The sequence below is a fragment of the Fischerella sp. JS2 genome (assembly GCF_032393985.1).
Taxonomy (GTDB): domain Bacteria; phylum Cyanobacteriota; class Cyanobacteriia; order Cyanobacteriales; family Nostocaceae; genus Fischerella.
Map to the genome: position 1 here is coordinate 6,577,586 of NZ_CP135918.1, position 23,789 is coordinate 6,601,374.

17 protein-coding genes and 1 pseudogene are annotated in these 23,789 nt (G+C 41.4%); 8 read left to right on the forward strand and 10 right to left on the reverse strand.

The features are described 5' to 3' along the window. Positions 1–19: 19 nt before the first annotated feature. Positions 20–1,129, forward strand: coding sequence for a glutamate--cysteine ligase (locus RS893_RS28240; protein ID WP_315788888.1), 1,110 nt, complete (start codon positions 20–22; stop codon positions 1,127–1,129). A 119-nt stretch (positions 1,130–1,248) separates the two neighbouring features. Here RS893_RS28240 and sir read toward each other — a convergent pair whose 3' ends face one another. Together sir and RS893_RS28250 are read right to left on the reverse strand one after the other, a co-directional pair. Next, positions 1,249–3,162, reverse strand: coding sequence for a sulfite reductase, ferredoxin dependent (gene sir, locus RS893_RS28245; RefSeq protein WP_315788889.1), 1,914 nt, complete (start codon positions 3,160–3,162; stop codon positions 1,249–1,251). A gap of 244 nt (positions 3,163–3,406) precedes the next feature. Beyond that, entirely contained in the window at positions 3,407–3,952 is a 546-nt protein-coding gene (locus tag RS893_RS28250) for an outer membrane beta-barrel protein (protein ID WP_315788890.1), read from the reverse strand. A gap of 739 nt (positions 3,953–4,691) precedes the next feature. Here RS893_RS28250 and RS893_RS28255 point away from each other — a divergent pair. Continuing rightward, positions 4,692–4,946, forward strand: coding sequence for an acetyltransferase (locus RS893_RS28255; RefSeq protein ID WP_315788891.1), 255 nt, complete (start codon positions 4,692–4,694; stop codon positions 4,944–4,946). 212 nt (positions 4,947–5,158) lie between these two features. Then, entirely contained in the window at positions 5,159–5,776 is a 618-nt protein-coding gene (locus RS893_RS28260) for a DUF3611 family protein (protein WP_315788892.1), read from the forward strand. Between the two features lie 94 nt (positions 5,777–5,870). On the opposite strand, the gene RS893_RS28265 is transcribed toward RS893_RS28260, so the two are convergent. From RS893_RS28265 to upp, 3 genes are all read right to left on the reverse strand, one after another. Continuing rightward, positions 5,871–6,155, reverse strand: coding sequence for a YggT family protein (locus tag RS893_RS28265; protein ID WP_278559717.1), 285 nt, complete (start codon positions 6,153–6,155; stop codon positions 5,871–5,873). A 216-nt stretch (positions 6,156–6,371) separates the two neighbouring features. Next, positions 6,372–6,725 carry a hypothetical protein gene (locus RS893_RS28270; RefSeq protein ID WP_315788893.1) on the reverse strand — a complete coding sequence of 118 codons (354 nt, stop codon included), beginning with the start codon at positions 6,723–6,725 and terminating at the stop codon, positions 6,372–6,374. Positions 6,726–6,799: 74 nt separating this feature from the next. Then, entirely contained in the window at positions 6,800–7,450 is a 651-nt protein-coding gene (upp, locus tag RS893_RS28275; RefSeq protein ID WP_315788894.1) for a uracil phosphoribosyltransferase, read from the reverse strand. 355 nt (positions 7,451–7,805) lie between these two features. Between upp and crtH the strand changes: the two genes are divergently transcribed. Continuing rightward, positions 7,806–9,350, forward strand: coding sequence for a carotenoid isomerase (crtH, locus tag RS893_RS28280; protein WP_315788895.1), 1,545 nt, complete (start codon positions 7,806–7,808; stop codon positions 9,348–9,350). 252 nt (positions 9,351–9,602) lie between these two features. Here crtH and RS893_RS28285 read toward each other — a convergent pair whose 3' ends face one another. Continuing rightward, the gene (locus tag RS893_RS28285; RefSeq protein WP_315788896.1) at positions 9,603–11,693 is read right to left on the reverse strand and encodes a S8 family serine peptidase; all 2,091 of its coding nucleotides are present in this window, start codon (positions 11,691–11,693) and stop codon (positions 9,603–9,605) included. Positions 11,694–11,928: 235 nt separating this feature from the next. On the opposite strand from RS893_RS28285, the gene RS893_RS28290 reads away from it, so the two are divergent. The 4 genes from RS893_RS28290 (at position 11,929) to RS893_RS28305 (ending at position 17,585) form a co-directional block, all read left to right on the forward strand. Beyond that, positions 11,929–12,723, forward strand: coding sequence for a TIGR00297 family protein (locus RS893_RS28290; RefSeq protein WP_315788897.1), 795 nt, complete (start codon positions 11,929–11,931; stop codon positions 12,721–12,723). Positions 12,724–13,017: 294 nt separating this feature from the next. Further along, positions 13,018–13,776, forward strand: coding sequence for a peptidylprolyl isomerase (locus RS893_RS28295; RefSeq protein WP_315788898.1), 759 nt, complete (start codon positions 13,018–13,020; stop codon positions 13,774–13,776). Then, positions 13,725–16,409 (forward strand): peptidase domain-containing ABC transporter, encoded by a 2,685-nt coding sequence (locus RS893_RS28300; RefSeq protein WP_315788899.1) that lies wholly within the window; start codon positions 13,725–13,727, stop codon positions 16,407–16,409. The genes RS893_RS28295 and RS893_RS28300 overlap by 52 nt, the downstream gene beginning before the upstream one ends. A gap of 966 nt (positions 16,410–17,375) precedes the next feature. Further along, positions 17,376–17,585, forward strand: coding sequence for a CopG family transcriptional regulator (locus RS893_RS28305; protein ID WP_180976494.1), 210 nt, complete (start codon positions 17,376–17,378; stop codon positions 17,583–17,585). A gap of 289 nt (positions 17,586–17,874) precedes the next feature. Here RS893_RS28305 and RS893_RS28310 read toward each other — a convergent pair whose 3' ends face one another. The 4 genes and pseudogenes from RS893_RS28310 to RS893_RS28325 all read right to left on the reverse strand — a co-directional run bounded on the left by RS893_RS28310 (position 17,875) and on the right by RS893_RS28325 (position 23,610). Continuing rightward, on the reverse strand, positions 17,875–19,200 hold the full coding sequence (locus RS893_RS28310) for a PAS domain-containing sensor histidine kinase (protein ID WP_315788900.1): 1,326 nt from the start codon (positions 19,198–19,200) through the stop codon (positions 17,875–17,877). Positions 19,201–19,900: 700 nt separating this feature from the next. After that, complete coding sequence (locus RS893_RS28315) at positions 19,901–21,766, reverse strand: CheR family methyltransferase (protein WP_315788901.1); 1,866 nt, start codon at positions 21,764–21,766, stop codon at positions 19,901–19,903. A gap of 228 nt (positions 21,767–21,994) precedes the next feature. Then, positions 21,995–22,564, reverse strand: a complete 570-nt coding sequence (locus RS893_RS28320; protein WP_315788902.1) for a chemotaxis protein CheB — start codon at positions 22,562–22,564, stop codon at positions 21,995–21,997. Next, positions 22,554–23,610: pseudogene (locus tag RS893_RS28325) on the reverse strand (chemotaxis protein CheB). Before RS893_RS28325 ends, RS893_RS28320 begins: the two are co-directional and overlap by 11 nt. Between the last annotated feature and the right edge of the window lie 179 nt (positions 23,611–23,789).

Below are 23,789 nucleotides of genomic sequence, written 5' to 3' on the forward strand. Positions count from 1 at the left end.
AAAAAATAAGGTCTAAATAATGTTTTATTTTGGAATTGAGCATGAAGTTGCTTTTCTAAATTCAGAAGGAAAGTTTGCAGATTTTTCTTGCACAAAATTTATTGATTTTAATCAAATTATCGAACAATTACCCATATACCCTAACGACTCAACACAATTGTGTATTGGAGACGCTGGTATTAGGAAGAAAAGGTGGTATATTGAAGGGTTTGAGAGATTTGCAGAAGATACGCAAAAACTTATAGATTGTATTCCCAAAGGAATTGAAATTAGAACAACAATAAATTCTGATATTAAAACTGCTGTTAATGAATTGTCAGAAAGTTTTTGCTTGCTACATCAAGTGGCTACACAATTTGATTTTTCACCAATTTTAGTTAGTTTTAATCCTTACAAAACTGTTTTTGAGCCTAAACCTCCACTCAATAAATATGAACGTAGCATCTTACAGGCTAATCCTGATGAACAAACTGCTCATATTTTTATGGTTAGCTATGGGCCAGATTTAAATTTATCATCCCCTGGTTTATCTTATGAAAATTTAATTGATGTTGCGAAGAAGCTAACTTACTACAGTCCTTATATTGTTCCTTTTAGTTTTAGTTCTCCGTTTTATAATGGTGATTTATGGGAAGGTTTATCAGTAAGGACATTTATCAGAACAGGTAAAAGAGCCGCAGCGATTGTATTTGTAGAAAAACCTGAACAGTTGATTCAGTCCACACCTTCACTGACAAAAATAGCACGTATTCCAGCAGAAGTAGGGCGAATAGAATTCAAATCATTTGATAGTTGTGATGACTTTTTTATTTATATTGCATTGCTAGCATTATTAAAAGGTCTGGTTTTGGATACGTCATTACCAGGAAGAGCAATAATTCCAGACGCTAAAAAACATCAAATCTCTGCAAAAGAAGGATTTAACAATCAAGAGATTTTCGCGATCGCATCACAGGTTTTGCAAGCTGCGGAAGTCGCACTTCAAGCAGATCCAGATGTGAATTTACTCACACCCCTCAAAGACATGCTCAATCATAAACAAACAAGAGCGTCTTTAATGATCACTGAGTTCAAGAAACTGGGTTCAATAGAACAGGTGTTAAAAAATAGTTACTCAGGACTAGTGTAAAAATCTAGTTTGTAGTGAGGACTTTAGTCCTCACCTTTAAAGCAAGGACTGAAGTCCTTACTACAAACAATGGTAAGGTAACGAGATCCCCGACTTTTTGGAAAAGTCGGGGATCTGTATCACTCTGTTTTCAAGTAAAGTTTTAAAGCTTCATCCACCACATCCGTCATTGACTTTCCTTGACTTTGAGCAGTTTTCTTCAGCACAGCATAAATATCATCCCGGACAGTAATCCGATGACGTCCAACATTTAAAGCTTTAGCAATCTTCGATTTGTAGGATTCGGTAAACTTACGAATTGCATCAAAACCAACGCGATCGCAAAAATCCCCAAAGCTTTCACCTTTTTTACGTGATTTCTTGAAGTAGACAAAAATTGGCTCTAGGAAAGTTTCGATATCATTATGATGCAATTTATCAGTGTAAGCCTGTGCCAATCTAGTTTGATCTGGCGAACCACCCAACCACACTTGATAACTTTCTGGACCACTACCTACAAACCCTAATTCTGCCATATAAGGACGAGCGCAGCCGTTAGGGCATCCTGTCATCCTTACCACAAAATGCTCATTTGGTAAACCCACTTTATTTAACAAAGTGCGAATCCGTTCTAGAATTCCGGGAATAGCTCGTTCTGATTCTGTAATTGCTAAACCGCAAGTAGGTAATGCAGGACAGGCCATTGAGTAACGGAAAATTTGGTCGATGCTGTCTACATTGGTGACAATACCATGACGATTGAGAGTCTCTTCAATAGCTTGTTTAATTTCAGGTTCAATATCGTAGAGAATTACATTTTGGTGAGGAGTCAGGCGGATAGGCAAGTTGTACTGTTCGACAATTTCCCGTAAAGCTGTTTTCAGTTGGAAGTCACCTTCATCTTTGATCCGGCCATTGTCGATAGAAATACCTAAAAACAGCTTACCATCGCCCTGTTCATGCCAACCGAGGAAATCCTCATATTTCCACTGTGGTAGAGGTTGGAAGGGTTCTAGCGGTTTGCCAAAATATTCTTCCACCATCGCCCGGAATTTATCAACGCCCCAATCGTGGATTAAATATTTTAATCTGGCGTGACGGCGGTCTGTGCGATCGCCATAATCTCTTTGAGTGGCAACGATGGCTTTCACCATATCATAAACATCTTCTTTTGCCACGTAGCAAATTTCATCTGCAACTCTGGCGAAAGTTTCTTCTTTGTTGTGTGTACGTCCTAAACCACCACCAGCAAAGACATTAAATCCTGCTAGTTCTCCTTCGTTGTTAGTAATTACCACTAAGGTGAGGTCTTGGCTATACAAATCAATCGAGTTATCACCGGGAACCGTAACGCAAACCTTGAATTTGCGTGGCATGTAGTATGTGCCGTAGATCGGTTCTTCTTTGTCGTGGAAAATAGTACCAGTGCCATTGCGTTCTCTTGCTGCTTTGACTTCTGGACTTTCTTCACCACTGATGGCTTTTTCGCCATCTAACCAAATTTCGTAGTAAGCGCCTGTTTGTGGTGTGAGTAACTCAGCGACATTCTCAGCATATTCCCAGGCATACTGGTATTCTGCTTTATTTTTAAAAGGTGCTGGAGGAGCCATGACATTGCGGTTCAAGTCACCACAAGCTCCCAGCGTCGAACCCATGTTAGTCACAATAGCAGCGATCGCTGCTTTGAGATTTTTCTTTAAAATTCCGTGTAACTGAAATCCTTGCCTGGTGGTAGCACGCAAAGTATGATTGCCATATTCATCAGCTAGTTTATCTAGAGCCAGATATAACTGCGGCGGTACAAAACCACCAGGATTTTTTGTCCGCAGCATAAACTGATAATCTTTTTCCTGCCCTTTTATCCGATTATCCCGGTTATCCTGTTGATAAGACCCGTGAAACTTGAGGATTTGTACCGCATCTTCGCTAAAATGCGTTGTATCCTGGAGAATTTCTGTAGCGACTGGTTCACGCAAAAAATTACTGCGTTCTTTGATTGCTTCTACTTTAGAAGGCTTACGGCTGGCGATGGGAAGAGGAGCGGATTTAACCATTGCTAATTATATTGTGTTCTCAAGAAAGCATCGGAAGCGCCGAAGCGTGAATTTTAGAAGCACCCATTCGGCTAATTGTTTCCCGGTAATCCGGTCGGTAATAAGAAGAATAGTCTAATTTTAACACGACAAAAAGCTGGGTTTTTCAGTAATACAATACTTAGCAAACCCAGCAATGTTACTTATAAATTATCAGTTATTTGTTACGTTCTCCAATTTTTTTTTGGCTAACCAAACAACCAAGCTACTTAAACCGATAGCCGATACCACCATTAATACTTACAGCAGAAGCAGAGCTATTTTCATAAGCATTAATTCCTAAAGTGGTATTACCATAAACGAGAAAGTTTTTAGCAACTTCAGATTCTACACCAGCAACCACTGCCACAGCATCTTTGTTACCACTAGGGGTTGGTTTGCCGTTTGACTCTATAAATTGATAACCAACACCCACAAAAGCATTAGTGTTTTTAGCGATACCTACGTCAGCGGAAACATAGGGAGTGATAGCGCTCGTCTCACTACTAAAGTTGATCTGACCGCGTGCAGAAAAAGGAGTATTACCAAGCTTCAAACGACCAGCAACATTACCACCGAAAGTAGCATCATCATTGTTTTGTCCACCACTGGTAACACCAGCAGCAAAACCAGCGCCAACGTAGCTAGCATCTGTACCTTTTTTAATAGGAATAGGTTGAGCAGAAGCAGCACTAATTGATAGAAAAATAGGAGTGATTACTAAAGAAGATAACGCAGAAATTGTCAAAACAGACTTGAAAAATTTTTGCATATTTTTGACCAAAAATTGTAGGAGTTGCTTTTATATGTAATGTCGAAAATAGTACAAACATGTTCCAATTTTTTTATAAAAATCGCATAATTGAAATCTAGCAGCAACATCAACAAGCCTAAATTTTAGACCTGAAATCAATTATCCTCTGCAAAACAGTCCTAGCGGATGTCTACGGGCAATATGACAATTACAAGATTTAAATAAAAGCATATTTTAGCAATCTTATAATTATCTCAATAATTCATTTAGTCTAATTTTTGAGAGAGAAAATAGACAGTTTTTGTAATGGCACAATATTAAAAATTTTAGTTCGACAAGAAACATTTTTACTTAGAATTCGTCTTCTAATTTTTAAACTATTAATTACAGTATCAATATTATCTAAATAGGAAAACATCATACATCAAATATGATTTTTACTTCTAGGACGCCTATTTGATTTTTACGAAGCTAGTAGTCTGGCAAGCCAACGCAAGCTAATACCAATTTGAAAAAAGAATACAATACATGGATTATATAAGACCCCACCCCAACCCTCCCTTTGCTAAGGGGAGGTGCCGTTAGGCGGGTGGGGTTATCTGTCGCAAACATTGTCGCAAACATTATTTAAATTGGTATAAGTAAAGCCAATTAATATCTTGATGTGTATTAATTTTGCAAACTATTTCGGAATTAAGTCTAAAGAATGAGTTCGATCTAGGATTTAATTAGTAGCTCTTGACATGGGAGAATTACTATGTTCTTGATGCATAAACCCTCAGGAACTCTAGTCGAGATTTTGACTCTAGACCGACTCTTCAACCCCTGTATCAAAGAAGTAATGGGGGTAACTCACGCAGGCGAAGAATTACAAGAACCTGATTCCTACGTGAAGTGGGAAATGATGTTCCCCTCTGGTGAGTCTTTACCGCGTTGTTGGCTAGATTCCCACTATCGTGATATAGAACACTCTACTCAGAATCAGGAGTTTAGTGTTGCTGGTAATGGGTAATGGGTAATAGTTATTAATCATTCCCAATCCCCTGTCCCCTATCCCCGTTCCCTTTTATTGTTCTGATTGCAATTGTCATACTTCTTAATACAGCGACTGAAGTATGAGTTTGAGCCAAGCATATTCTTTCTTGGGAAGGTCGTTATTCTTTAAGGACATACCTATGGTTGAGATCAGAAAGATTTTATCCTGTTCTAGTCTGATCAAAAACCATGCAAGCTCAATCGGAAGTATACACTCTTAATCCCAAAATAGAAAGAATTGCCAACATTTTACGCCTTGTTGGTTGGGTTAGCTTCTGGTTACAGCTTGGGTTGGGAGCTGCTTCCGCGTTAATGTTAATATTTGCTATCTCAGGTCGTAGCTTTAGTCAAGCAGTAGCACCCACCCCAGGAGTACCAGTTCCTACCTACACTCAAGGTACAACCCCTGGAATTGGCATTAGTATATTTTGGGGAGTTTGTGGCATTTTAGCTCTGTTATTTACTCTTTATTTAGCTTTTCGCCTCACTCGCTTTGCCAAACGACTCCGCAATCCTAATCCCGCCTTACATCCACAAAAAGCAGATGTTATGAAGGTGCTGCGGGTTGCTGTGATTGCCGGTTTCGTAGGCATGTTGCTGACTATTCTGGGAGGAGGCTCAGGTTTAGGTGTGCTACTGTCCAAATCTATCGCCCAGCCCCAGGGAGTAGCAATCTATGACCCGAGTCGTATTATTCGCTCGCTCGACATTTTTGTCGCTACGGCTAGTATGACTGGTATTACTGCTCATTTTGTGGGGACAGTTGCTTCTTTAGGACTTTTTAATTGGCTACATCCTGAGTTGTAAGCAACTTGTCCTATCTACACAAACAGATAAGTTGTAGAGACGTTGATCATCTGCCGTCTCTACAAACAAACTCAGATATTTTTTTGCTCTGCATTCACCCAAAAGATGGCAGGCTTGCCAGAGAGTTTACACCTTGTATCAACAAAGAGCCAATGATATTGAGTACTAAAAATGCCAAGATCGGAGAAAAATCAATTCCACCTAATGGGGGAATAATGTTACGGAAAATATTCAAATAGGGATCAGTGATTTGGCTCAAAGCAGCAAATGGTTGATTATACCAGTTGATGTTGGGGAACCAAGTCAGTAAAACCCTAATAATTAAGAGGGTGCTATAAATATTGATGAAAGTAGCAAGTGTGGAAATCAGTAAATACATGGATTGGTTAGTTTCCTTTCCTGTGTAAGTGTCTATTGTGGTCTTATATCTTAGATTTTAAGCTAGCTCAGGTCATGGTGTACGTTTTCACCAAATCAGTTAACAGTTAACAGTGTAGACGCGCTCATAGGCTTTCCGTAGGGTACAGTTACCAGTTTAATTTGAGAACTGATAACTGATAACTGATAACTGATAAGTTGTCCTCTTTCCCGATTCTCAAGCATCTTTCGTGAGAGGCCTTTCATTGATCGCCTGAGCGGAGTTACTATTAACGTTGCCCAGTTGCTGCCGCACTTCATCTATTGTGGCATTTAACTGGGCTATTTTATCTTCTAGCGATCGCCGTGCTGTTTCCATCTCTATGCTGTCGGTTTCTGAACTCTTCATATGAGGCCGTCGCAGAGATAATTTTTTGGCTTCTGTTGGGTTCATAGAGATTTGCTCCTCTTGTTCTGCTGCTAACTCGCTATCGGCGCGAGAAGCAACAACTGCACCCAAAACACCACCTATTACACTACCAACTATCGCTCCGAAGAAAAAACCACTTGCAAAACCATCACGCTGACTCATATCTATTACCGCCAATAAAAAAAGCTGCACTTTTAGGTTGTTTAATAACTTTCCACTTCTAGCTGCATACTAGCTTAAGTCCCAAAGGTGCGATCGCCTGCATCTCCCAAACCTGGGACAATAAATCCCCGTTCATTTACCTGCTCGTCTATGGTCGCAGTGTAAATTATTAAACCAGGATAAGCCGCGCCTAATTTTTGTAAAGCTGGGGGAGCTGCAACCACAGAAATAATTCTAGTTAAAGCCGGATCAACTCCCCGTTGTGTTAATTCTTCCATTGCCTTAATAATTGATCCGCCTGTAGCCAACATCGGATCGGTGATTAGTACTCGTGTTTGAGGATGAAATTTTTCTGGAAGTTTGTTCAAGTAACAAGATGGTTGTAGAGTTATTTCGTCCCGCACTAAACCAAGATGGTAAATTGATGCCAGTGGTAGTAATGTTTGGGCTCCTTCTAGCAATCCTAAGCCTGCTCGCAAAATCGGCACTACTGCCATTGGAACCTCTGGATCAATATAAGTTGCCGGACAGATACCTAAAGGACTCTGCACCGTTGTATCTTGAGTAGGCAACCATTCTCGGGCAGCTTCATAAGTAAGCCAGCGTCCCAATTCAGTCATAGCACTGCGAAATAATACTGAAGGTGTAGCAGCATCGCGGGCAACTGCTAACCAATGCTTGATTAAGGGATGCGGTGGAACATAAACACGCAATTGTAGCGTCATAGCCGGAATTAGGCGTTCTGTGATTGTATAACAACTGAAACATCATAATACTCTTTCCGATATCCGGCTATTAGCTATAATAGACACTCTTCTAAAAATTATTGATAATATTTTTCATTAATAGTTGACAGTCTTTCTCAATCAAAGTTATATTAATAGTCAGTGTTCTCCTCTCTTTAAGGATCGGCAGACGGGATTGGCCAGCGATCGCAGGCTTTTCCCTCTTTTTTTTGGAATTAAGGATCAGGGTATTAAAAACGTAAAATATGGTAACTTGATTTGTTATATAAAATACATAAAATTCAAAAAATCTTGTTGCTCTGTTCCCCGTTTCCCTTTCCCTATTACCTTTTAAATGGCTAACTCCATAGCGAAAATTCCCAATCCTCGCTCCCCGATCACCGATCCCTATTATGATGCAATTATCATTGGTTCTGGGATTGGTGGTCTGGTGACAGCAACTCAATTGGCCGCGAAAGGGGCCAAAGTACTTGTTTTAGAACGCTATCTCATTCCAGGTGGCAGTGCTGGCTATTTTGAAAGACATGGTTATCGCTTCGATGTTGGCGCTTCGATGATTTTCGGGTTTGGACAACGCGGTACAACCAACTTACTCACCCGTGCTTTAGATGCTGTGAATGTCAGCTTAGAAGTAATTCCTGACATGGTGCAGATTCATTATCATCTGCCTAATGGTCTTGATCTGAGGGTTGAGCGGAATTACGAAAAGTTCTTACAAAATCTCATCGCCTATTTTCCCCACGAAGCAAAGGGTATTCGTCGATTTTATGACGAATGTTGGCGAGTATTTCACTGCTTAAATTGCATGGCTCTCTTATCTTTAGAAGAGCCACGCTATTTGCTGCGGATGTTTTTTCAACATCCCTTGGCTTGTTTGGGGTTATTAAGGTATTTGCCACAAAATGCTGGAAATGTAGCACAACGATACATAAAAGATCCCCTATTGTTGAAATTTATCGATATGGAATGCTATTGCTGGTCGGTAGTACCAGCAGACATGACACCGATGATCAATGCGGGAATGGTGTTTTCCGACAGACACTATGGTGGTGTGAACTATCCCAAAGGTGGTGTGGGTCAAATCGCTCAAAAGCTTGTAGAAGGTCTGATTCAAGCTGGAGGTAACATTAAATACCAAACGAAAGTCACGCAAATACTCACAGAAAAGGGACGAGCCGTAGGTGTAAAATTAGCTAATGGCCAAATCTATCGTGCTAAGCGTATTGTTTCTAATGCTACACGTTGGGATACTTTTCAGAAATTACTACCGCAAAAAAATTTTCCGTCTAATGAGAAAAAGTGGCAGCAATTATATCAGAAATCGCCTAGCTTTTTGAGTCTGCATATGGGCATTCAGGCATCTTGTTTACCTGCCAAGACAGAATGCCATCATATTTTATTAGAAGACTGGGAGAAAATGGCAGATTCTGAAGGTACTATTTTTGTGTCGATTCCCACGTTGCTTGACCCGGATTTAGCACCAGCTGGTTATCATATCATTCACGCCTTTACACCACATTGGATAAATGATTGGCAAGGTCTATCTGTAAAGAATTATGAAGCAAACAAAGAGAAAGCTGCTTGGCGAATTATCGAACGCTTGGAGAAGATATTTCCGGGGTTAGATGCAGGCTTAGACTACCTGGAAGTAGGAACACCACGCACTCATCGTCGCTTTTTAGGTCGTGAGGATGGTACTTACGGGCCAATTCCGCGACGGAAATTGCGGGGATTGCTAGCAATGCCGTTTAATAGAACAGCAATTGGGGGACTTTATTGTGTAGGAGATAGTACATTTCCCGGACAGGGTTTAAATGCAGTGGCTTTTTCTGGTTTTGCCTGCGCTCATCGAATAGCGGTAGATTTAGGATTGAATTAGGAATTAGGAATCAAGTACAAGAACAAACTGAACGATTTACCTACACACCATCCCAATTATCTCCAAGCGATCGCTCATACCGTTTCATCATAAGTCTGATACATTTGGCGACAAACTAGGACAAGGGGGACAAGGGGGACAAGGAGGAGGATTTATATCAAGAATTTTGTGAAATGGTATGACATGGCGCTAGCTATGCTAGATGCGATCACTACACTTCACCCTTCACCCTTCCCCCTTCATCTTTCCCCCTTAAGTCCTTGCAATAGCCAGCGCCCGACGTACAGCAGCATCAGTATTGACAACACCGTAGCCGTAGACTGTATCATAACCAGGATCACCAAGATCGTAAGCAGTGTCTGAAAGAATCGAACGTATCTGTGTGGCTGTTAACCCTTGATTAACACTCCAGACTAATGATGCAATTCCTGTAACATTTGCTGTTGCTGCGGAAGTACCACTGAAATAGTTTATGTAGTCGAAGTTATTGTAGAAAGATTCAGATGTGTTGCGAGTAGCACTGGTAGAGGTAAATTCTGTTGGGGCCATTAGAGTTAAACCTTCCCCATAGTTAGAACCATACCACTGTATACCTGCACTCGGATAATCAACTCTTGTTCCTGGTGTTTTCGCATTGCCGTAGTAGTCTCGAGTTCCCCAACAAGCCCCAACGGAGATCACATTTTGGTACTTCTTAGCTAAATCGGCAGGACTCGAAATGGTACTCTGATTACCATTGCCAGCAGCGATGACAAACAAAACATCGTCTTGATTGTTAGCAATTAGCTGTTCAAATGCTGTGGAGTAACCACCAGCTAGGCTGAGGTTAATAACTAAACGCTTATTTTGACTATCTGCCCAATTGATTAATATCTGTGTCGCATCAGCTAAACTATAATCTCCGGAGTTACCACCAACAACATCGACATGCATTAGCGTAGAATTCCAGTTGATGCCAGCGATACCAATATTATTATTGCTAGCAGCAGCGATCGTTCCTTGGACTAAAGTTCCGTGAGAATCAGAGGAATATTCATCAAAATAGTTAGAACTAATACTTTCGGTAAATCGCAAATCAGGGTGAAGGTAGCCGTTAATGTCAGTTGCTAATCCTGTATCTTCAATTCCAAGTAGAATCTGATCTGAGCCTGTTGTGAACCGCCATGCTTTCTGCACATCCATCATGTGCAAGTTCCATTGTTGGCTAAATAGCGGATCATTTGGGATTACCGATAAGTCAATTACAGTATCTGCAAACTTAATAGTGTCGATACCTTCAAAGAAAATTTGCCTACCGTCAGAGAAAGCGATCGCATCAAACACACGGGCAACTGAATTACCAGGATCGTAAACTACACCACCATTGGCAGTGTTAGCATAGTTAAACGCTTGGACTTGTGTAGATACAAAAGCAGAGAGATCCAGTATATCTCGCCCTCCGCTACCAAAGTCGATATTCCCTTTACCAGAAAATACAGTTTGTGTTGAAGTCGGTGTATATACAAACGTATCTGCTCTGAGTGTAGCTTGGTTACTGCCAGCAGTTGCAGGTGTGATAGATGTGCTATTGGCAGCATCTACTGATTCTAGTTCATCTGAACTTTGAATCATTACCGTAGAATCCGGCGGTGTTAATGATAAACGTAGATTGTAAAAAGTTTGATTGCCGTTGTATGGATAAATCTGTACGTAATAGGTTCCGGCTGTTAAGCTACTACTAATAAATTCATCAGTATTAGTAATATTGGCAGAACCCGCCAGAATCTCACCTTGCCAATTCAACAATCGCATATCTGCATCAGCACCCAAATCTTTGAGTGACAGAGTGACATCGCCGTCAGTATTGATGTTGAACTTATAGTAATCGTAGCTGTCGGATTTACCTACCCAATCTGTATAGCTAAGAGTTTCTGTATTGGCTGAAATTTCACCTATATCCCAAGCTGTGTCGATAGTGTTACCTGCGTTATCAATCGGTGTCGCCGAAACACTCAAGTCATATTTAGTTTTAGCTTTACCCTGAGAATAAACTCGAATCTGGTAAGTACCGGCTTCTAAAATCTGGGTGATTGATTCGGCTTTTTTACCAGTACGCTTAGAAGCAGCAATGACTTCTCCCTTGTCTGCTACACCATTGCCATTCACATCCCGAATCAACTCGACATTGGCATTAGCACTTAAGCGAGTCAAGTCAAGTTGAAAACTGCTCTTACCCTCAAGGGTGAATTGGTAATAATCGTTTCGATCTTTAAGAGAAAGTTTATCAGTAAAAATCTCAGAATTATTTGTAAATGTAAAACTTCTAGCTTTATCTAAGGAATTGCCAGCAAGATCCGATGACATTTTTCACCTGGTATCTCAAACTACAGATAACTTTAATTACATCTATCATCTGTTTCTTTCGTGAGAAAATAACCTGATTCTACATGTCTTTAATCAATCAGCATCAAAATTTTACCTGAACTTTAAAATTCTGCTGCGTAATTTTACTAGGACACTAGACTATGGGGTTTGGGAGTCCAGCCAAAATTTGGATATCCTGTTGGTGGCTTGAATAAAATACTCAAACACATAAACAATGCTGGCTTTAATTAACTCTGTAAATCCCTGGCTAGTGGGAGTGGTGCTGAATTCTATCTTGTTAGTTGTGGCTTGGATTGCTCCCAAAAAACTACTTACAACCTCTGGTTACTTCCACGCTTGGTTACTAGGTGTCTTGATTTGGGGGACATTAGGTTGGCGAGGATATATAGTTGTAATGTTCTATTTTCTGGTTGGTTCTTTTGTCACACGCATGGGTATGACCCAAAAAGAAGCTGAAGGTATTGCTGAAAAGCGTTCTGGCGCCAGAGGACCGGAAAATGTTTGGGGTTCAGCTTTAATTGGGACACTGTGCGCTTTAGGAGTAGGAATGCTAGAGTTGGGGATTCTTCCCGTTACCCAATCTTTGATCGCTGATCTGCGATCGCTACTACTCCTGGGTTATGTAGCCAGTTTTAGTACCAAGCTGTCTGATACCTGTGCTAGTGAAGTGGGGAAAGCCTATGGCAAGAGTACTTTTTTGATTACCACTCTACAATCAGTTCCCCGTGGAACTGAGGGAGCAGTAAGTTTAGAAGGAACCTTAGCTGGGGTGGTGGCTTCAGTGGTTATTGCTTTTGTGGGTTGGGCTGTTGGTTTAGTCGAACTTTTGGGTGTACTTTGGTGCGTAGTAGCAGCATTTATTGCCACAAATGTAGAAAGTGTCATTGGAGCAACATTGCAATCAAAATACACTTGGTTAACAAACGAATTAGTGAATATTTTGAATACATTAATCGGTGCGATCGCGGCGATTTTGTTGGCTTGGTTTTGGGCAATTACAGTTGCTTAATCTCAATCGGTAAGAGTCGGGGGATTGTAATTCTAATAACGTGAGATTGTCAGCTTATTTTGAATACGTAGTTATTTTTCCCAAACGCCACTAGTTGTTTCTGCCATACTCTCTTAATTATTTTCCGATACTAGGTAGATATTTTTACGATATATTTACAAGATGGAGTTGCCACTCTGTCTTGTAAGTCTTACTATGGCTATATAAACTTGGCATAATCCTGCCAAGCAATTTACGAATTTCCTCTGAGAAATAAATGTATAAATAACTTATGGTGATTTACGTACTTACCTTATGGAATCTTCATCGTTTTTAAATATTGATGAGCAACCTATTTCGATTGGACAAGCAGTAAAGTATTTGCAAAATTCTGGAAAATTAGGACAATTCATTGGGGATATTCTACGTCAATATGTAATAGAAAAAGAATTACAAACTCGCGAAGATATAGCTATTAGTCCGGCTCTTACTGAACAGGCAATTATTGATTTTCGACTGAAAAATCAACTCACAGAGCCAAAAAGTTTTCAAGAATGGCTACAAAATAATGGCAAAGACTATGATTCTTTTCACGCTAGTGTGGCTCTAAGCTTCAAGTTAGAAAAACTCAAAGCAGTAGTAACAGAACCAAAGTTGCCAGAATATTTCATCGAAAGGAAGATCTTCCTGGATCGGGTGGTGATTTCGCGAATTATTGTAGATAATCGAGAACTAGCCGAGGAATTACAAGCCCAAATAGAGGAAGGAGCTAGCTTTGAGGCATTAGCCAGAGAATATTCACTCACAGAGGATCGCATCGTCAACGGCATGATGGGGCCCGTCAGCCGAGGAACATTGCCTGATACACTCAGGGCAGCAATTGATGTGGCAAGGCCAATGGAAATAGTAGGGCCAATCGAGCTGGAAGAACGTTATGGTTTGTTTCGTGTAGAACAAATTTTGCCAGCTTCATTGGAAGATACTCAACTAAAGCAAGCACTACAGAATGAGTTGTTTGAGAAATGGCTAGCAGAGAAAATTCAGAAGCTAACGGTAAAACTGCAAGTGAATTAAAGCTGATAGATGATGAGTCTTCACATACAAGGGTGCTAGCTTCTCTACCTTGGACACAAGCACCACTATGTTGGTTAACTCCACAACAGCAAACTCTATTGAAAAAACGGGCAGAAACTCTACGCTTCGGTTTAGGAGAAAAAATCTGGCCAAAAGATGGAGTGGGTTATCAGTTTTTGATTGCGACTGGTAAAGTCCGTTTGCGCGAAGAAGGAGTTGGTAAACCCCTAGCAACTTTAGCTGCGGATGATTGGTTTGGTAGTTTGCAGGAACTACCCCTCGAATGCAAAGCTGTAGCTGCTAGTAAAGATGTAGTAGTGGTACGTTGGCCTGTGACAGTATGGGCAGAAATTTCCACACCACAGATTGAGGAGTTTTGGCGAGGGAGGCAAGCAGAGAAGGGGGACAAGGAGGACAAGGGGGACTCCTTACACTCCCCCCACTCCACCCTTACCTTAAGCCGCTACGCGTCTACACACTCCCCCCACTCCCCTACTTCCACCCACCCCACTTACCCGTTTGTTGCTAGCCGCAACACTGCTGCTGCTTGCTTGACAATGGTGGCACAACAATTAGATCAACCTGTGAAGTTGGAATGGGTACAACGACAAGTCAGAGGACAGCAGCCGAAACATGTTGTAGAAGCAGCAGAAAAGTTAGGCTTTGTGCTGCGACGGTTACAGGTGAGTTGGTTTGATTTGCAGCAGTTGTCATTTCCAGCTTTGTTGCAGTGGGGTGCATCCCCAGAAGCTGAGGGTAACTGGGTTGTAGTTTATGCTGTCAGGGGCGATCGCTTACTCATTGCCAATCCCCTCAATGGCGATCGCACTTGTGAAGTTTTGCCGCAGTCTTTGGTGGAAGAACATTGGAATGGGCAACTGTGGCAAGTAGAGTTAATCCAAAAGCAGGAAAAATTCAACCTCAATTGGTTTTTACCAGCAGTATGGCAGTACCGAGGACTGTTAGGGGAAGTGTTGCTGGCGTCGTTGACGTTACAGATGTTGGGGTTAGCAACGCCACTGATTACCCAAGTCGTGATCGATAAAGTCATGGTGCAAGAGAGTTTGGCAACTCTTGATGTCATGGCACTTGCCTTATTATTAGTGGCAATTTTTGAGGCAGTACTTGGTATTTTGCGGCTATTTGTCTTTACCCATACCGCCCGACGCTTGGATTTAAGTTTGTCCGCCCAGCTATTTCGCCATTTGATGCGCTTACCTTTGGCTTATTTTGAATCACGCCGGGTAGGAGACACAGTTGCGCGGGTGCAAGAACTGGAACAAATTCGCCAGTTCCTCACAGGTACGGCGTTGACTGTGGTTTTAGATAGTGTGTTTGCTGTCGTGTACCTGGTATTGATGTTTTACTACAGCATTCCTCTCACCTTCACGGCGTTGGCTGTGCTGCCTTTATTTGCCATCCTCACACTTGTAGCTACACCAATTCTCCGCAACTGGCTGAATGAAACCTTTAATCGCAGTGCTGATAGCCAGTCATTTTTGGTAGAGACGGTGACAGGAATTCATTCAGTGAAAGCCCATGCCGCCGAAGCAGTAGCACGCGATCGCTGGGAAGGTTTATTTGCCCGTTTTATCCGCACAGGCTTCAAAGCTTCCACTACCTCTAACATCAGCAGCAATATCGGTGATTTCCTCACCAATTTCTCTAGCTTACTCATTCTCTGGTTTGGTGCTAAGTTAGTCATTGACAATAAACTGACTGTTGGTCAACTTGTTGCTTTTCAAATGCTTTCTGGTAGAGTTACCGGGCCATTACTGCGATTAGTGCAACTATGGCAAAATCTGCAACAAGTTCTCCTTTCCGTAGACAGGATTGGCGATATTCTCAACGTCGCCCCAGAAGCAGAACCAGGCACAGGTTTAGTTTTGCCACCCCTCAAAGGGCAAGTTGCTTTTGATCAAGTCTTCTTCCGCTACCGCCAAAATACTGAACCCGTACTGCGAGGTATTTCTTTTAACGTGCAGCCAGGGCAATTTGTCGGTATTGTCGGACGTAGTGGTTCTGGTAAAAGTACCCTTTCTAAGCTTCTGCAACGCCTCTATCAAATTGAATCAGGACGCATCCTGATTGATGGTTTTGATATTAAAAGTGCTGATTTAACTTCCTTGCGTCAACAAATTAGTGTTGTTCTCCAAGAAGACTTTTTATTCAACGGTTCAATTTTGGAGAATATTACCCTTGGTAATCCGGAGATTAGCGCTGAACAAGTAGTAGAAGCTGCTAGACTTGCTGTTGCCCACGACTTTATTAGTGAATTACCCCACGGTTACGAAACCAACGTCGGCGAAAGGGGTACAGCTTTATCTGGTGGACAACGACAGCGTATTGCCTTAGCGCGGTTGTTCCTCTCCCAAGCGCCGATTTTGATTTTAGATGAAGCTACCAGCGCCCTAGATAGTGAAACCGAACAGCAAGTACTACAAAACTTGCAAAAAGTTTCTCAAGGACGGACTGTATTTTTAATTGCTCACCGCTTTGCACCTTTAAAACGTGCTGATCTAATTTTGGTGTTAGAAAAAGGAGTTCTCGTCGAACGCGGTACACATACAGACTTGTTACAGCAAAAGGGTTTATATTGGTCGCTGTATCAACGACAGCAGTTTAATATTTAACTTCTCGTCCATATCTTGCATCACGCCCCAAACTAAAAGTTTTAAGCTCAAAGCTTAAACCCGTTAAAATTTATATTTTGCAAGAGTTGCAACAAACAGGAGGCTGAGCCTCCAAACTCTTGTTACCAGGTTGAACCTGGTAACAAGAACAAGAGCCTCTGGCTCTTGTTAAGAATGGTGCAAGACTCCCACGGGCAATAGCCTATAACGAGGAAACACGGATTATAGTACCAATTCTTAAAAAGGAAGCAAGACCCTCACGGGCAATTATGCCCACAAGAGGAAATGGAAATTTGATTCCTCCTACACCCTTACATCCCCACACCCATTTGCAAAACAGTTAATCAGGGGAAAATCCCACAACGAGGGCATGAAAATATTCATCATAGCCAACAGTTTAGCTACTTTAGCACTTGTCGGTTTCTAAAACATGACTTTAATTTACATTAAGCGTAAAATATCAATGGATTTTTTTATTAATCTCGTCTAATCTGTATTTATTGATAGTTTTTGCTACTTCTGATTATCCAATTTGTATCGGTAATTACTTAAAAAATTAACAGGGGTTTTATACCTTAGACGTATGGAAAGCAAGCCTACAAAACAGTAATTTCTTAAAGAGAACAACATTAACATCACAAGCTAAAAGCTTTTCTTGGTTCCGATGAGAAAAACCAGCCTGCCTTTTTAGGGTGCAACTAGTGAATGAGAGACTTTAGAATTTCTCGTTGAGGCAATGACACCTTTATTAGAGTATCCCTAAAAGAGGCTGGTCTTCCGTTTCTTCATGTATGAAGTACATGAACATAATTAAACATCAAAGATACTTCTAGTTTGTAGTAAATGCTACCCTTACAGAAGTTCCTATAGGTTGAAGCTTTGACTAGTTACTAGAAACTTTCGTTTATTTATGTTCATCTACTTACTTCTGAACACACCCAAAACATTTTAGGTAAATATTCAGTAATGATGAACAAAAAATGGGCAACAAAGCGAATTACCTTGAACCTAGCATCAGGTGAAGCCGAAAAGCTTGAAAAATATTGCCAACAAACTGGAAGACCAGCAACAGACGTGATTCGGGAACTTATTCGAGGATTACCTATACAAATGCAAACTGACTTAAATCCAATTGAACAGAATTACTCCACTGCAATAGGGCAATTAAGAACATAATTGTTAATTTCTCATTTACCAATCAGAATTCACACAAGAATCCTACCCGCGCTACGCGCACCCTCCCCGCTAGCCTACGGTGTACACAGAAGTCGGAAAAACCGGATTCAAATTGACTCGAAAAGCCTAAAATCAAACCTCACCCCGTCCTCTTTGCAGGTTCAAAGAGGGGCTGGAGGTGAGGTTTTTCGGGGTTTGGGGTGATTCGATCATTTGTATGTACACGGTAACCTGACTAGCGGGGAAGGTTAGAGAGGGGTTGAAAGCGCTGTATCAATATATTTAATTATTAATTATGGCTGTTAACTACTCTTGGTAACTCCACACGAAAAGTTGAACCCTCACCGAGTTTACTTTCTACAGTGATGCTGCCTTGCATCAAGCGCACTAATTGATCTACAATTGCTAGTCCTAATCCAGTACCACTATGTTTACGAGTGAGACATTGGTTGACTTGACGAAATTCTTGAAAGATGTTTTTTAAGTCGGCTTCGCTAATGCCTATGCCTGTATCTTTGACAAGCAACATCACTCGTTCTTGAATTTCTAATACTTCCACATTTACTTTACCTATATCGGTAAATTTAATCGCATTAGAAAGCAGATTAACCAAAATTTGGCGGAGGCGATCGCTATCATTAACAACATTAGGATTTTGCAGGTTAATATAAACATCTAAACCTAAATGTTTCTGCTGGGCTAAACAGTGCAGTTCTTCTACAGTTGTTGTTACCAATTCAGCTAAATTGAATTCTGTCAAATTCAACTCCAGCCGCCCAGCCTCTAGTTTGGAAAAATCTAGTATATCCTCGATCAGCGCTAGCAAGCGTCTAGCACTAGATACAATCCGTTCTACCATGTTTCTTGCTTGGGGAGGAAACTGATTGTATGGGTGGCGTAGCAATAGTTGGGAAAAGCCCAAGATCGCATTCATGGGGGTACGCAGTTCATGAGACATAACCGCCAAGAATTGGGATTTCAGCCTTGTAGCTTCTTGGAGTTGCAAATTTTCCAGCCTAATCGCCCGTAACTCTTCTTCTGCTTGTTTGCGGGCGGTAATATCCCGTACCAACCAACGCCAGCCCTTGGGATTACCTTCGCGATCCCACACTGTAGTTACACTGATAGCAGCATTAAATTTATCTCCTTCACGCGTATGCATTTGGATTTCCCAATCTTGGATTTGTTTGATCTGGTGCAAACGCATTAGCTGGGAACGAAAGGTACGACGCTGATTTTCTGGAATGAAGTTGATAAGTAATTTGCCTTGGAGATATTTTTGTGATATTTTAAATAAGCCGGTAGCAGCGCGATTTGCTTCTAATATTTTGCCTTCGATGTTAGTCACCAAATAGGCATCTGGCGCAAAATCAAATAGTTCTTTGTAGCGTTGGCGTTCTGTTTCCAACGAAAAGCGAATACTTGTTAATTCCTCGTTTTGTTGACGTAATTCTTCTTCTGCCACTCTTAGTTCTTCTAATGCTGTATTAAGTTCTTCAAGACAGTCGTGCAGAATTTCCGATGGCGGTAGTGGCGACATATTGGCATGATTTTGTAGTGCATCAGCACGTTGACGCACAGCATTTATTTGTTGGGTTAATTCGTAGGCGTTCACACTGAAACTCCTATTGATTCTCGCTGGTTTTCTATATTTTGTAATCAAATTTTTTTAATCAAATTATGTAAAACTCTCAGAGTAATTAGCACTAACGAAGTAGTCAGGAAGACTCTGGAGTATTAAATTTATGTAGTGAAACTGATTGATTAACAGAGTCAGGAGAGAGGTAGGGGAGTTTTTTTGGCATATTAAATGAGATGGAATTTTAAAATATTTTGTTAAAAATCTTTGATTGAAAGTTTTTTAATTACCTATCTTGTACTAGTAAAATCATAGCTCCTGTCAAAGAAATTATTTCACAGAATTTGCCTTATGAGCAAAAACAGTATTGGGTTTTTGTTAACTATGTAACAAGATTTCAGCATGTTTTCAGTTAAAACATTGCAAGATTTTGAGCTAGAGCCATAAGCTCTAATTTTTGTCACTTTATTTAACATACTAAGTAGAGTTTAGGAAGTTAACACCCTCCGAGCGTTATAAATCCTGCAATATTTAATTGTCCACAAGTTTAAGCATTGATCCTAAACTTTTGTTAGGAAATAAATGCTATTTCAAAAAGCAGGGTCATCTATAAGTAGAATGCACACCTTTTAATTTATTAAGAGTGACAAATATATAGTATTTTTATATCTTCTCTGCGAGTGATAACATACAGCTTCTAAAGTATGAGTTTAGGAAGAGTAGAATACAATATCAGTTATTCACTCGTGTCAATTTCCTCCATTAACAAGATTACTCCTTGAATATCGCGTGTGGTCGAGGCACGTAGAGGTGTACAGGAAACTTTGCATAAAATTGCCCGACCACGACGATTTGTGGCTTGTAATGTGACTTCTGGGTATGGCAACTCTCCTAGTAAACAGGCGCGGATTGGCTGACGCAGTTGTTCGACTGGCAAACCGATATCTAGATTCAGGAAGTGCCTACCTTTAACTTCATCAGGGCGGATGCCCCAGAGGTCTTCAGCACGGTAGTTCCAAATTTGGATGTGTAGGTCTTGGTTGAGAACGGTCACACCGCTATGCAAACCAGATAAAATCGATTCCAAAAAGGTGTTGACTTGGACAAGTTCATCACTACGTTGCCGCAGTTCGTCGTTGAGGGTGTGGAGTTCTTCGTTAGTAGACTGTAGTTCCTCGTTCATCGTCTCCAACTCTTCGTTGGTAGATTGGAGTTCTTCGTTGGTTGTTTCTAGTTCTTCGACGGTGGATTGGAGTTCTTCGTTTGTTGTCTCTAGTTCTTCGTTAGTAGATTGGAGTTCTTCATAAGCGGTTTCTAGTTCTTGGTTGGCGTGTACGAGTTCGTTTTGTAACTGTTTAAAGCGGGTAACGTCGGTGAAGACGATTTTTACACCTAAGAGTTCATCACCGTTGTTGTCTATCAGTGGTATGACGTGGACATCAAAAAATCTGGTTTCTTGTTCTGTAACTGACCATTCAACATCTTTCAAAATCACAGCACGACGGTTAGTGCTAGCTTGCTCAATCCGCGATCGCAATTCTACTGGTCGGTAGGAAATTTCTAAATCCTGCAACGGGCGACCTATATCCCTGGGATTGAGATTAAATAAACTCCGGGCTTGTTCGTTGGCTAGTACCAATGAATTGTGAACATCCACTATCACTTGGGCGATCGGATCGATCTCGAAGGCAGCTTGATGAATGCGAGTCATTGGGTCAACCATCTCAGGTCTGGATTGTTGGCTACTCAAATGAGTTATGTTCAACAATAGATCGCGACGATTGCCGTTTGGTACTTTTGTGAATATCCGCCGCCGCAAGTCAAGAGGTGTAAAGGAGTGATTACGAGTAAACAGCATTTCTGCTTTACCCAAAAATAGAAACCCGTGATCGTGCAAAGCAAAGTGAAAGCGATCCAAAATTTTCGCCTGGGTTTCAGAGTTGAAATACATGAGAGTATTACGACACACCAGCAGATCAATTCTGGAAATTGGTGCATCCTGCACTAAATCATGACGACCAAAAATTACACCGCGACGTAATTCTTTTTGTACAACATAGCGACCACCTACACGCTCAAAATACTTTTCCAGTAGTTTTGGAGAAATGGTTTGGATTTCTTTGGGGCTGTAGTTGGCATGACGGGCATATTCTAGCGCTTCCACATCTACATCAGTGGCAAACACTTTCACTCGTGCTGTGTACTGTTCCATACCCAGTGCTTCAGCCAACAACATAGCTAAGGTGTAAGTTTCTTCCCCGGAAGCACATCCCGCACTCCATACTCGGATCGGTTGGCTGGGGTGCTTGTTAGTAATTATTTGAGGAATAATATCACTTGCTACGTACTCCCAAGCTTCCGCATCTCGAAAAAAACCCGTGACATTGATTAAAATCGTGTTAAACAAGTCAACAAACTCGTCTGGATGTACTTCCAAGTAGTCAAGATATTCGTTGTAACTTTCAACACCAATCATTTGCATACGTCTTTTGATGCGGCGACTTAAGCTGGTGCGCTTGTAGCCCCTAAAATCAAAACCACGGTTGCGTTTGATGTATTCTAAAAGGTTTTCTAGTTCTGGGTTAGTATCCGTGGTACTCATTGCAGGGTAAAGAATAGGGAATTTTGAACAGGAATATAAAGAATGTGTAATTAATTTTGTAATGGTACCTAAAAAATAAAATTTTATAGTTACAGAACTGACGCCAGCTGTGAGCGAAAACCTTGAAGTCATCTCACCCCGTCAAGAGAGGACACCCCTCTGGTGAACTCGCAACAGAGGGGCAGGGGTGAGGTTTTTTCACTGGGAATGCCCTCTGCCTTTCTTTAGTCACCTATTTGTTAATTCAATTAAAGTAGAAGCGATCGCATCTAAGGGTAAAACAAAATCAACAGTTCCAGTTTTAATTGCAGCTTCAGGCATCGCAAAAAAATCAGCAGTTGCTTTATCTTGGGCAATAACTACACCACCCATACTTTTAATTGCCTGTACTCCGGCGGCACCATCGCTATCCATTCCAGTTAAGACTACAGCGATCGCCTGTTCTTGAAAACTAGCTGCGGCAGACTGAAACAGCACATCGCCTGCGGGGCGGACATTACAGACTTTTTTGTCTTGAGAAAGAGACAATGTTGCGTCGGTATTAACTAACAGATGTTGATCGGGAGGAGCAATGTAAACTGTGCCTGGTTTTAACTTGTCACCTGCTTCTGCTTGTTTGACTACCAAAGGAGTGCGCTTACTCAGAATACTGGCTAGCATACTAGGATAGTGGGGATCTAGGTGCTGTACCACCGCGATCGGCGCAGGAAAGTCTGGTGGTAAGTTAGATAAAATTTCACTCAAAGCTTTGAGTCCACCAGCTGAGGCTACCATTACTACTATGTAGCTATTCGTCATTGATCGCTTCTTGATTCTGTAGAGCTGGAGTCTCATTCAGTTCTGTTACTGAGTGGCGATTGCTGTTAAGTAGAACTTCTCGAATCACAGCAGCACGTTCATCGCAGTCTTGAGCTTCTTGTTGCAATCGTTCAGCTGATAAGATTTGATTGCGATCGCGCATCCGCTTCGCCATGCGGTGTGCCAAAGAAGATTTTTCCTTTAATGCTCTCAGGGCGATCCAAAGGGCATCCTCCAAAGCGTCAGATTGTTCTGCCAACAGAGTTTCCGTCGAGTAAGCATGACCTGTGCGACACCGAAACCGCAACAAATCTCCCTCTTGCAATTCCCAAAGAGTACCACCACACTCCGGACAGGAGAAAGCTGAGGGTTTACCAGGTCTGCTGTCGCTGTCTACTGCTTCCATATCTAGTTCTGCTATGTCAGATTCAAATTCAATTTCATTGGATAGGAAATTTTCTGCTTCTTCTATAGGTGTGTTAGCTAATTTCACCAGCACAGATGGAATCTCTGCTAGTGGCAGAACATAATCAATGTCCTCTACATTTTCGATGGCACTACGTGGCATTCCTGCATAAATGGCATCATTGGGGTCTTGAATAACCACTACCCCACCTCGCATCTTCACTGCCTTTAATCCCGCCGTGCCGTCATCAAGTACACCTGTTAATATCACACCAACTACTCGTCGTCCGTAAGCTCGCGCGCGCTGCGGTACGAAATAAGGGATCGATAGCTGGACGATGACTATTCTCTCTTGGCCCCCGTGACAAGCTGATGTACCCTCGTTTGATAAGTAAATGGTAATTGGGCGGGGCAACGTAAATTCGACCTAGAACAATTGCTTCTCCATCTTGAGGATGATGCACAGGCAAATTCCCAGCTCGCTTCAAGATGCGGGGCAGTACGCTTGTACCGTGAGAAGGAACATGAAGAACAATGAGAATAGCAGCTTTGATGTCTGGAGGTAAATTTTTTGCCAGATAAGTAAGTGCTTCAACCCCGCCTGCTGATGTTCCGACTACGATTATATCGTGTCCAGGCATTGATTCCTCCTGATAGCAGCGCAGATGAAAATACTTAAATATACACTGCCTATTCTCACCTTAGCAGAATGGAAATATTTGCTTACCTAGCTGAGAGTATATTTATTAGACCTCTTGTATGAACTTGAGAATCAGAAACTCGCCCATGAGAAGTTGAAACTGGCCCATGAGAAGTTATA